Origin of the sequence: Microcoleus sp. PH2017_28_MFU_U_A, from assembly GCF_020738035.1 — a bacterium.
Lineage (GTDB): Bacteria > Cyanobacteriota > Cyanobacteriia > Cyanobacteriales > Microcoleaceae > Microcoleus.
On the sequence record NZ_JAEQCX010000044.1, the window covers coordinates 115,917 to 126,934 of the forward strand.

The following is an 11,018-nucleotide window of genomic DNA, read 5'->3' on the forward strand; positions in this document are numbered from 1 at the left end:
TCTACTTAGTGAATATTTAGAAGGAACCTAAACCTGTATGCTGACATCTTACAAGCCAGATGTTTTCGATAGTTTAGAGCATTTTTTTACGGCAAGAGACCTACTGGAACAAGCCCAAGACAACATGACCGAACTCGGTGCTATCATCCGCAGTCACGGCTTGCAAAAACAGGTTGGTATCTGCTTGCTTCACAAACACTTTGACCTCTCGGATAACGAGAGGTTGGTTGAAGAGTTTGATGGCAACAATGCTTATGTTAAGCCAACCGCAGAATACGGCGATGCTATTCCTTATATGTGGAAGGTGGAACAAAATCAAGCATCAGGCGAATGGGTTTGGTTTCCCTTAGAATTTGTCCGCGTTACTGAGGCTGTTTTGGCAGCAGTTGAACGGTCAGAAGCTGTTGTCAATAACTCGGAATTTCTGAATGAAATTGCGGGTAAACTGTCAGAATTGGGAATGACTGGAATGTTCGGGATCAGCATTTTGCACCGAGATGCAATTAAGGTTGCTGAGGGCGAAATTTTGGTGGAAAGCACAGACGATGAAGCCCGCGTCTTGACTTTTTCTTCGGTTCCTCGCCAGAATGTCGATCGCACAACTTTAACACAAACTCTCTGGCAGTTCCCGAATGCTGAAGGGTTTGAGGTTGGGGCGATGTGTTCTCACTGCACTCACTGCACTCATTGCACTCATTAAGCAAGATTTCCCAACTTTAAAAAGTTCGCAGTCAGGACTTCAGTCCTTGCTTTACAAACTTAGAAGATAGGACTAAAGTCCTTACGGGAGCATCTCAGTTTTGATGTTTTGATTTTACAGTGCGAGCGTCCCCGCTCGCGAGTATAGATCGCGAGCGGGGACGCTCGCACTGTAAAGAAATTGCTTTTTTGCAAAAGTGAGATGCTCCCGTCCTTACTACGAACCTGAAACTTAGAAGATAGGACTAAAGTCCTTACTACGAACTTCAAATAGGGAATATATGACTAAAGTTCGATGCTGCAAACAGGTTTTTAGTAAGTGCGATTGAGCAATATTAAATAATGTGCAATCTCCGTCAAAGTATAGTAATTTATCGCTGTCAAAATCGGGAGTTAGAAACTACAAAAGAGTGCACAATTCCCCGAGTGTGGCTGAGTTCGGGTACGCAGCTAGCTGTTGACACTTCGCCCGATCGCCTTCAGTATTGTGAAGGTGCTTTTATGCCCAAAGAACCTTGGAGGGAACCGACGCCCGCAGAGTCGGCGCTGCTTTGGACAGACGAACCGCCGCCCCACTATGCGGGTGTCGGAATTGTGCGTTTACCTGCGGATGTTTTGGCTTTGTTGGCTGATGCTGCTATCGCTTCGCTAACCACTCCCCTACAGGTGGCTGAGTTTAAGTCTCAGGAAAAATGCGGACAGATACTCGATCGACTAATTGACTATTTTAAGCCTTTTTGTCTGTCGGATTCGCCGCCAGTTATCAGCGGTATGGGAGGCCGACAGCCGGGATTGAGTACGGCGACAATTGATAACAAACGCGGTTGTCGCAACGGTTTGCATACTGATAGTTGGGACAATCTGCCCCTGGATAAAAAGCAGGAGGCTACTAATCGGATTTGTGTGAATTTAGGGCGGGACAGCCGTTATTTTTTGTTTGTGAATTTGACGGAGATGGACATTTTTCAAATGCTGGGATGTTCTGGTGCTGATATTGGGAAACCTTGGACGCGACAGTTAACTTATCAGTTTATGCAGCGCTACCCAGAATATCCGGTGGTGAAGCTGAGAATTGCACCGGGTGAGGCTTATATTGCACCGACTGAAAATATGATTCACGATGCTTCTACGGCCCAAATGAAGCATTTAGATATTAAGGTGATGATGCGCGGTTATTACAGGATTCCAGTATGAACTTTGATGACAGTTCTGTGGCAGATTCACTAAAGGAAGAGGGGAAATTGCAACAGTCGATCGCGCTTTACGAAAATGCGATCGTCCAAAATCCCAATTCGCCCTCAGCTTACTACGATTTAGGAAAAGCCCTGCAACAAAACGGCCAAATTGCCGCAGCCGTCGCCTGTCACCAAAAAGCCATTCTCCTGCAACCAAACTTTACCGCCGCTTACTTCCCGTTAATGTACGCGCCCCTCCCCAAAGATTCTCCTCTCATTGACGGTTTGGTGGCTCTGTACCGCGAAGTTATCGAGATTTTGCCAAATTTTCCCTTAGCCTACATTAACTTGGCTGTGGCGCTGAGCAAGCAGGGAAAAATCCAGGAGTCGATCGCACTTTTTCAAACCGCAGTCCGCTTGCAAACTGTAGCATCTCGCCCGGAACTGTCCCAAGTAGAATGGAATTCAACCCAATTGTGCGAACCCGATTTCATCATCATCGGTTCTCCGAGGTGCGGCACAACTTCTCTCTACAAATATATCACTGCACACCCTCAGATTTTACCCGCTGCCAATAAAGAAATCTGTTTCTTCTCAGAACATTTCAACAAAGGATTAGCTTGGTATCAAGCGCACTTTCCGCCGCCAATAGACGCGCATCATTTTTTGACAGGAGAAGCAACTCCGACTTATCTGACTCACCCGCTAGCTGCGTCAAGATTGCACGGATGTTTGCCAAAAGTTAAGCTGATTGTGATTTTGCGAAATCCAGTCGATCGCGCTTTGTCGCACTATCAAATGCTGGTGAGGCGCGGAACGGAATCCAGGACGTTTGAAAAGGCGATCGATGCCGAGTTACAATTACTCGCAGACGCTACCGAAACAAGTTTAGCAGATAAAAGTTATTGGAAAGATTGTCATTATATTTATAAGAGTCTTTATGCTTGCAGTCTCAAACAGTGGATGAATCTTTTTCCCAGGGAACAGTTTTTAATATTGCAGAGTGAAGAATTTTATGCAAATCCGGCTGCGACACTCAGCCAAGTCTTTGATTTTTTAGATTTACCAGATCATCAACTCAGCGATTACAAACAATATAACGGTGGGAATTATCAGCCCGCGAATGATGTTGTCTGTCAGCGACTGCGCGAATATTTTCAGCCGCACAATCGAGAATTAGCCGAATATGTGCAGAGAGACTTTGAATGGTAAGCAAAATAAATAAAGTCCTAGATGCAACTGTCATATTAAATATAAGGTACGTAGTTGCGCTTCAGCGCTCTTGTATTATATATATAAGAGCGCTGAAGCGCAACTACGTACCTAAAAATTAGCCACCATGAGAGTGTCATTTGCATCCATGATTGAGATAATTAACCAGTTAAGGTGCGCCTAGCGCACCCTACATCTTATCCGCGCTTGTCCGCGTTCATCTGCGGTTAAAAAAATCCAAACCTACTTACTCGCATAACCCGTGTTCACCAAAAACTCGCGCAACTTCCCAAAGAATTGAGTGCGATCGCGCCCTTGATAAACTTTCTCCAACAACCGCCAACCTTCCGCCTCCTGACCCGCGACATACTTGCTCGCCATGAAGGCCGCCAACACGCCTTTTACCTCTGCATCTTCGCTCGATCGCTTCCGAGATTCCAGCCACAACTCAGCACCATTGGTGTATACTTCCACCGGATACTGCTTCGTAACATCTTCCATTTTACCTGGCCGGTACTGCCAAATTTGCAGCGGTAAGCGAGAATCCGCATAATTGGTAAAAGCCTCAGCAAATCGCCCGTCCAGACTCTTGAACTCCGGGATATCATTTTTGCCAAAATCGACAATTTCGTAACTCACATTGCCCCAAAAATGCTTGATGTGAGTGTATTTCTTTGCGGCTGAGTCGTAGCGGTAAATAAACGAATAATTGCAACAGCGGACGCCGCTTTTAATTGAGACTAAATCTGCCAGCACTTCCGGTTCCTTGTCGCCGTCCAAATCGCGGATTCGCACGGATAACAAACGCCCTTCGGATACTTCGTCGCTGGCTTTTTTGTCGGGATTGTCTGCTAGAGAACGAGTGGGAATCAGCACTGGTTCTTCTAGTAACGTTTTACCGTCACGGATAATTTTGATGCGGATATTTTTAGCATTTTCTGCTTCTTTGACAAAAGACACTTCTGCCCTAACTTTCCCAAACTCCGAGATTTCTGTGGTTCTCGGCGGGCCGATATTCGGCGGAACTTGCGCGATGTATTGCGAGGGAACTAAGGCTGTTTTGCCGGGTTTGGCGATCGCCTGACACAGAAAAGTTGCTACTTCGGCGCGCGTTGCATTGCGTGTCGGTTCTAGCTGTTTGACGGCGGGATAGTTGACCACAAGTTGTTTTTCGGCGGCGGCGGCGATCGCATTTCTCGCCAATTCGGGAATGTCTCGCGCATCTTCAAAAGTCGCATTCAAAATCTCAGGCGCTGAACCAGCAGGCGTATATTTCAAGCCGCTGCTTAAGGCGACCAAAACCTGCCAGCGGGGAATGTTCAAAGTCGCGTTAAAAATACTACCACTGGAACCGGACATAAAACCCGTTTGATATGCTTCTCGAATTGCTTTATAACCCCAGTAATTCGTGGGAATATCTGCAAAGTCGATCGGATTCCGGACGGTTTTGGCATCAGAAAAAGCCCTCCGCAGCATCGCTGCAAACTCAGCGCGGCTGACGGGGCGGTTCGGGCGAAAAGTGCCGTCTTCGTAATAGCCGCTGATGATTTTTTTCTCGGCTAATTCTTCTATGCAGGCTTGAGCCCAATGGTCTTTAACATCTTTAAATTTGGCTTCTGCCAATGCTGGCGCTACATTCAGCCCTGGAAATACTAAATTGCCGATGATTATTCCCAAGGCTACCACTAAAGCGATGACAGCTTGACGTTTGTGCGATCGAACCATAGAACAGACTCCTCTAGTGGCAAATTGGCGATCGAAGCTTTCGAAAGCTTTACATAATATCAGGTATTCTCACCTAATGAATTGCTTATTTAGAATCCAAATTCATCTCGATCGACAATTTTGTTTTCATGGTTGATTCTTCTGGATTACCTGCAATTTTAAAAGTCATTTCAGCATTAGAATTGATAGAAACGACGGAACGAACAGGCATTAATTGATCCAGTCGCATTATAACTTCTCCTTGACCCTGAGACATAAAAGATTTTACCGCCATAGTAGAGCCAGCAGGTAATTGGGGTAAAGTCAAATTTTGGGGATTTGCTTGTTGTTCTACGCTAGTTTTGAGAGTGGCAACTCCATCTTGCAAGTCCATCAATTCATAGATAGCAGTTTGATTTACATTCATGCCACCAGTATTAGATGGAAAAGAAATACGCCATTTTGCACCTTTGCCAACTGCTTCTGCCGGTAGCGGCGAGGCAAGCTGCTGTAAGGATTTAGACATATTTTCAACTATTTGTTTAACGCTATTATCAGCATCTTTCGGTAAAGTAAAGCTACCTCCTTTATTAGAACCCCGACTATCCATGATGAAATTACCTTTCAGTCCAACTAACTTCTTGACTGCGGATCGCATACTATCCACGGCGGCAGTTGGCAAACCTGAAGTATCGCCACCAATATCTGCGTTAGCGTAGGAAAACTCGTAATGAATATCTCCATTGGCATCAATTTTAGTGGCTTGTGTCTCTATAGTTAAGACCATAGTCGGAACTTTAGTCGGATTGATAGACTTCTCTCCCACGGATACTCCCATCTCTGTTTTCACAGTCATGGTAGTCGTTCTTTTGATACCTAAATTTGGTTTTAAACGCAGTTGCTGTCGGGGTTCCACTCCCGGGCTTAGCAGTTCGGTTTGAAAGGGTTTTGAGTTGACAGCAGGCGCGGATACGTCACCGGCTGGCTGCTGTACGACAATTCTAGTTTCTGTTTGACTGGAAGCAGGAGAAAGCTCGATCGCCCATCCGCACACCGCCAAACCCAAAGATGCTACAAACAGTATTTTTTTCATGAATTTATGAGAATTAGGACTTGCAGAGGGGTGCGTCAAAACCGGGTTTTGCGATCGCGCAATCGCGGGCTAAAAACCCTGAATCTCGGTTAAAACACCCGGTTTTTTGGTTTCCAGGAGCGATCGCACTGACGCCATCAGGCAGAAATTTGTTGCCAAAGGCGATCGATTGTTACAAACTTGTAACCTTTATACAACAGCAATGGAATAATTTTATCAGCAGAAGTCGCCACATCTTCGCCGCCGCAATAACCGTCGTGCAGTACAATTATTGAACCATTTTCTGTTTGCTGCACGACGCGACTCGTAACTTTCATCACCCCCGGCCGCACCCAATCTTCCGGGACAACACTCCACATTACCGGGCGATATTCCCACTGTTGCAATAACTCTAATGTTCGCGGCGTAAAAATGCCGTTTGGCGGCCGCACGTCGCGGATTAATTTTGGGTCTAAATCGCAAGCTTTGCTAATTGCTTTTTGCGTGTCTGCTAAACTTAGTTTGAGTTCGTGAGTTTTGAGTTTGGCAAACGATACGTGCTGGTAGCCGTGGAGGCCGATCCAGTGTCCGCGATCGTATACTTCTTTAGCCGTTTCTGGATGCCTGTCCACGCAAAAACCCAGCCAGAAAAAACTCGCTTTGATGTCGTATTTATCTAAAACTTTTAGCAATTGAGGTGTGTGCAGCCGGTGCGGCCCGTCGTCAAATGTTAGGGCAATTTCTCGGCTGTTGATATCTCCCGTCCACAGACATTTGGGAAAAGCCGATTTGAGAATGGGATGAACGACAGGAAACAAAGGTGCTAAGGGCATTGGTTAATGTTGCGAAAGTGCGATCGGGTAGAAATGAAGCTGCATTACAATAAATTAAACTTAACTCAATCGAGGTAAATATGACAACTGCCGTTGATATTGGAACGCTAATTGTCAGCACGCCGGGAACTTGCGGCGGCCGCCCGCGAATTGCAGGAACTAGAATTACAGTATAAAACATTGCTATTGATTTTAATGCCGGGATGACTCCACAACAAATCATTGATGAAATACCGCACTTGACTTTAGCACAAATTCATGGGGCATTAGCCTACTATTTTGCGAATAAAGACCAAATCGACACGGATATAGCAGCAGAAAATGCTGAGTGGGAGTGCTTGGAAGCAGAATCTATGGGGTGCATCTGGTTTTTGAAGAGGACTCTCGCATGACCGCATATAAATTATTAGTTATAATCCCATATTTACCGAGGTCATGCTTCGCCCCTACAAACATATTTGCTTGCACAAGCCGCTGCACCCAAAAAAATGTGGGACGATGCTCTGAGCAGCATCCTATTTATTTTTGCCCGAGGTCTATTTGATAATTGTGAATTGTAACTTGTGAAAGATTTAATTTTTCTGGTATTGCACAAAGTTGATCTGTAATGTACAATTTACTAGCTAACAATATAAAATTGAGCGAAGCAAATGCAAAAATACGTTTGTACAACTTGCAATTATGTCTACGATCCAGAAGTAGGCGACCCCGACGGAGACATAGCGCCCGGTACAGCCTTTGAAGATATCCCAGACGATTGGGTTTGTCCCACTTGCGGGGTGACAAAATCCGATTTTGAACCAGAAGAATAAGCGAGAAAAAAATTGTCCGATCGAATGTTAAAAATTACAGTCATAGGCGGTGGCGCTGCGGGTTTTTTTAGTGCAATTACCTGCGCTAAAACCTACCCGCAAGCCCGCGTCACTTTACTAGAAGCAGGCCGCCAAGTCCTGGCAAAAGTTCGCATTTCTGGCGGCGGACGCTGCAATGTCACTCATGCTTGTTTTGACCCCGGTGTTTTAGTGCAGAATTACCCCAGAGGTGGAAAAGCTCTGCGCGGTGCTTTTACTCGATTTCAACCCCGCGATACGGTTGATTGGTTTGCCAGTCACGGCGTGAAATTGAAAACAGAAGAAGATGGGCGAATGTTTCCGATTACAGACGATTCGGCGACAATTGTTAACTGTTTGATCCGCGCTGCTGAGGATGCAGGCGTGAGAATTCGCACGGGCGATGCAGTCGTTTATGTAAAGAAGTTAATGGGGAATGGCGCAGAAGACGGTCACGGGGATATTGCCTCTACATTTGAAGTTGAGTTGAAGTCGGGGGAGAGTTTTAAGTGCGATCGCATTTTACTCGCTACAGGTAGCAATCCGTCGGGTTTCAAATGGGCAAAAGAGTTAGGTAATACTGTAGAAGTGCCAGTCCCTTCTCTATTTACTTTTAATATTGCTGATAACAGAATCAAAGATTTAGCCGGAGTTTCGGTTCCGAATGCTAAGGTGAAATTGCCGGGAGCAAAATTAGAACAAAGCGGGCCTTTGTTAATCACTCACTGGGGTGTCAGTGGCCCTGCTGTACTCAAACTTTCGGCTTGGGGTGCGAGATTTTTGCACGATCGCCATTATCGAACATCTGTGCTGATTAATTGGCTTCCCCAGTACAATGCAGAGGTTTTGCGGCAGCAACTGCTGGGAGTCAAATCGCAGTTGTCGCACCGATTAATCGTCTCTAGCTGTCCGTTTCCGATGCCGCGCCGCCTCTGGGAACGTTTGACAAGTTCGATCGGCATTGACGAACAAAAACGCTGGGCTGACTTATCCAATAAGGCGATCGATAAACTCCTCCTCGAACTCGTCCAAGGCGAATATCAAATCGCAGGAAAAGGCGCATTTAAGGAAGAATTCGTCACCTGCGGCGGTGTCAACCTCAAGGAAGTGGATTTCAAGACAATGGAAAGTCGCCGCTGTCCCGGACTATTCTTTGCTGGCGAAATCTTGGATATCGACGGCGTGACGGGCGGTTTCAACTTCCAAAGTGCGTGGACTACGGCGTGGTTGGCTGGAATCGCGATCGGCAAATGATACTATTTTAGGCTTTGAGATTGGTCGATCGAGGTTTGGGACTTGCGATCGGCTTGCCAGTATTAAATTTTGTGTTATTTTTGAATCAAGGCGCATCAACTGTGCGTCAACTTCAGAATGCAGACAAAATTCGCAGTTTTGCGTACTTAACATCGGGTGAGAGACATGAAAAACTTGAATCTACAAACCCTAAAGTTCGATCGCCACCTTGACTCACCTTTCCTCGAAAACAACGGCTTACTGGAATTCAACCCCAAATTTATCACTCCCGAATTTTTAACAACCTGGACGTTTGAAACACACCTGTACGACGAAAAAGTTGCGATCGACCACTTTGTCATCACATTTCCCAGTCGCACTCAACTCGAAAACTACGCCGAATCTTTTCGCCCCTTCGGCGCCAAAACAGTTGAAGGCCCCGACTTATTCCCGATTAACTTTTGTTCGGAAAACATTAACATTCCCTCCGATTTATGGCTGCATTTAATGACATTATTAATGCCAGCCGGAGGCTTAGTAGTATTGGATGCGCCCCACGCAGCCGGCGACCAAAAAAACCGCTTCCAGCAAGAAAGAGGATTAGCAGCAGTTCACCACGTCGCGATTCGAGTGGAAAACGTGCAGAATGCTGCTACAATATGGCAAAATAAAAACTTCAAGCCCCTGTCAGATCAACCTTTAAACTACGGTTCATTAACCCAGTGGTTTCTGCAAAACCCCGCCGGACAAATCATCGAATTAATCGAACGGCGCCCCGGCAATAACGCCACTTTCGACTGCAAAAACATAGTAGGTTTGCGCTTGAGCGAAGGAAGTTCGGCAACGGATTCTGTAGCGGAGGTAACGGATGTCAGTCAAAAGTCTGAGGAAACGCGGCTCAAATAACAAATAACAAATAACAACCAATGCCCAATTCCCAATTCCCAATTCCCAATTCCCAATTCCCAAATATATGATTGCAGTAAAAGTTCCAAAAGTCACTTTTCAACCGCCGACATTCAACTCAATTGAAGAAGAACGCCGCCACCGCAAACAGCGTTTAGCCGCCGCACTCAGATTATTTGGTCGTTTCGGATTCAGCGAAGGAATTGCCGGACACATCACCGTCCGCGACCCCGAACACCTAGATTATTTCTGGGTAAATTCCTTTGGAATGCACTTTAGTTTAATTGGAGTCAGCGACCTAATTTTAGTCAACCACAAAGGCGAAGTTGTTGAAGGAAATAAACCCGTAAACGAAGCAGCATTTGCCATTCATTCGCAAGTTCACGCAGCCCGGCCCGACGTAATCGCAGCAGCCCACGCCCATTCACCCTACGGCAAAAGTTGGTCGAGTTTGGGCAAGTTGCTTGACCCGCTGACTCAAGATGCTTGTTCTTTTTATGAGGATCACGCTTTATTTGACGATTACACCGGAGTTGTTTTGGAAATCGAAGAAGCTAAACGCATCGCCAAAACTTTAGGAGATAAAAAAGCAATTATTTTACAAAATCACGGACTGTTAACAGTAGGTGAAACAGTAGATGAAGCAGCTTGGTGGTTTATTGCAATGGAACGTTCTTGTCAGGCGCAGTTAATGGCCGAAGCAGCCGGAAAACCCATTCTCATCAAGCCAGAATGTGCTCGTTTGACACAGCAGCAAGTAGGCTCTCACCGCATGGGATGGTTTAGCTTTCAACCACTTTATGACATGATTGTGCGCCGAGAACCAGACTTGTTAGATTAGCTATGTGGTGATAATTGGTAGGGTGCGTCGCTACCAGATATTCAACAAACTTGTAGATTATAGATGGATCCCCACCCTACTCTAGACTTGTAGGGTGGGTCATACTTTTATGCTGACATCGATTCCAACCAAGTTATCAAATCCTGTTGACTGGTAAAATCTAGCAAAATTTCTCCTAAATCATCTAATTGTTGGGAAGATAACTGCTGGATGCGAGTTTGGATTGTTGCTGGTATTTCACCAGTACGTCGCGTGATTTGACGCAAAATTAATGCTATTTGTCCCTCAATTAGACCTTCTTGACGGCCTTCTTGGCGACCTTCTTGCATCCCTTTGATAACAGCACCGCGTTGGTCTTCAAAAAACATTTCCCGTTTTTCTAATGCTTGTAATTCCTCAAGGTTTAAACTTGACCTGTTGGCGATATTAAAAGCTGTTTGCATTTCGGGTACTGATGCAAATTTTTCCGGTATTTCCTCCAGTTCGGGAGCATTTTTGATAAAATAAGTCCAA

At 45.6% G+C, this 11,018-nt stretch carries 11 protein-coding genes and 1 pseudogene; 8 read left to right on the top strand and 4 right to left on the bottom strand.

Annotation, left to right across the window (positions count from 1 at the left end; translation table 11 throughout):
• The first annotated feature begins 37 nt into the window (after positions 1-37).
• The 3 genes from JGK14_RS10270 (at position 38) to JGK14_RS10280 (ending at position 3,086) form a co-directional block, all read left to right on the top strand.
• The gene (locus JGK14_RS10270; protein WP_293191017.1) at positions 38-700 is read left to right on the top strand and encodes a glycerol-3-phosphate ABC transporter substrate-binding protein; all 663 of its coding nucleotides are present in this window, start codon (positions 38-40) and stop codon (positions 698-700) included.
• A 341-nt stretch (positions 701-1,041) separates the two neighbouring features.
• The gene (locus JGK14_RS10275) at positions 1,042-1,893 is read left to right on the top strand and encodes a hypothetical protein (RefSeq protein WP_325315035.1); all 852 of its coding nucleotides are present in this window, start codon (positions 1,042-1,044) and stop codon (positions 1,891-1,893) included.
• Entirely contained in the window at positions 1,890-3,086 is a 1,197-nt protein-coding gene (locus JGK14_RS10280; protein WP_293217763.1) for a tetratricopeptide repeat-containing sulfotransferase family protein, read from the top strand. Before JGK14_RS10275 ends, JGK14_RS10280 begins: the two co-directional genes overlap by 4 nt.
• Positions 3,087-3,329: 243 nt before the next feature.
• Here the strand turns inward: JGK14_RS10280 and JGK14_RS10285 are convergent, their stop codons facing one another.
• The 3 genes from JGK14_RS10285 to JGK14_RS10295 form a co-directional block, all read right to left on the bottom strand.
• Positions 3,330-4,811 (bottom strand): S-layer homology domain-containing protein, encoded by a 1,482-nt coding sequence (locus JGK14_RS10285; RefSeq protein WP_325315036.1) that lies wholly within the window; start codon positions 4,809-4,811, stop codon positions 3,330-3,332.
• Positions 4,812-4,896: 85 nt separating this feature from the next.
• Positions 4,897-5,883: a hypothetical protein gene (locus tag JGK14_RS10290; protein ID WP_293217760.1), complete on the bottom strand. Its 987-nt coding sequence runs from the start codon at positions 5,881-5,883 to the stop codon at positions 4,897-4,899.
• Positions 5,884-6,020: 137 nt separating this feature from the next.
• Positions 6,021-6,695 (bottom strand): polysaccharide deacetylase family protein, encoded by a 675-nt coding sequence (locus JGK14_RS10295; protein WP_293181145.1) that lies wholly within the window; start codon positions 6,693-6,695, stop codon positions 6,021-6,023.
• An 80-nt stretch (positions 6,696-6,775) separates the two neighbouring features.
• On the opposite strand from JGK14_RS10295, the pseudogene JGK14_RS10300 reads away from it, so the two are divergent.
• From JGK14_RS10300 to JGK14_RS10320, 5 genes and pseudogenes are all read left to right on the top strand, one after another.
• Positions 6,776-7,087: pseudogene (locus tag JGK14_RS10300) on the top strand (DUF433 domain-containing protein).
• 258 nt (positions 7,088-7,345) lie between these two features.
• Positions 7,346-7,507: a rubredoxin gene (gene rd / locus JGK14_RS10305; protein WP_293181151.1), complete on the top strand. Its 162-nt coding sequence runs from the start codon at positions 7,346-7,348 to the stop codon at positions 7,505-7,507.
• A gap of 24 nt (positions 7,508-7,531) precedes the next feature.
• Complete coding sequence (locus JGK14_RS10310; RefSeq protein WP_293181154.1) at positions 7,532-8,779, top strand: NAD(P)/FAD-dependent oxidoreductase; 1,248 nt, start codon at positions 7,532-7,534, stop codon at positions 8,777-8,779.
• 165 nt (positions 8,780-8,944) lie between these two features.
• Positions 8,945-9,664 carry a hypothetical protein gene (locus JGK14_RS10315; RefSeq protein WP_293181157.1) on the top strand — a complete coding sequence of 240 codons (720 nt, stop codon included), beginning with the start codon at positions 8,945-8,947 and terminating at the stop codon, positions 9,662-9,664.
• Positions 9,665-9,731: 67 nt separating this feature from the next.
• A complete protein-coding gene (locus JGK14_RS10320) occupies positions 9,732-10,505 on the top strand; it encodes a class II aldolase/adducin family protein (protein ID WP_293181160.1) in 774 nt (257 codons plus the stop codon).
• Positions 10,506-10,612: 107 nt separating this feature from the next.
• Here JGK14_RS10320 and JGK14_RS10325 read toward each other — a convergent pair.
• On the bottom strand, positions 10,613-11,018 hold a 406-nt coding region (locus JGK14_RS10325), incomplete at its 5' end, for a DUF4351 domain-containing protein (protein WP_293181163.1).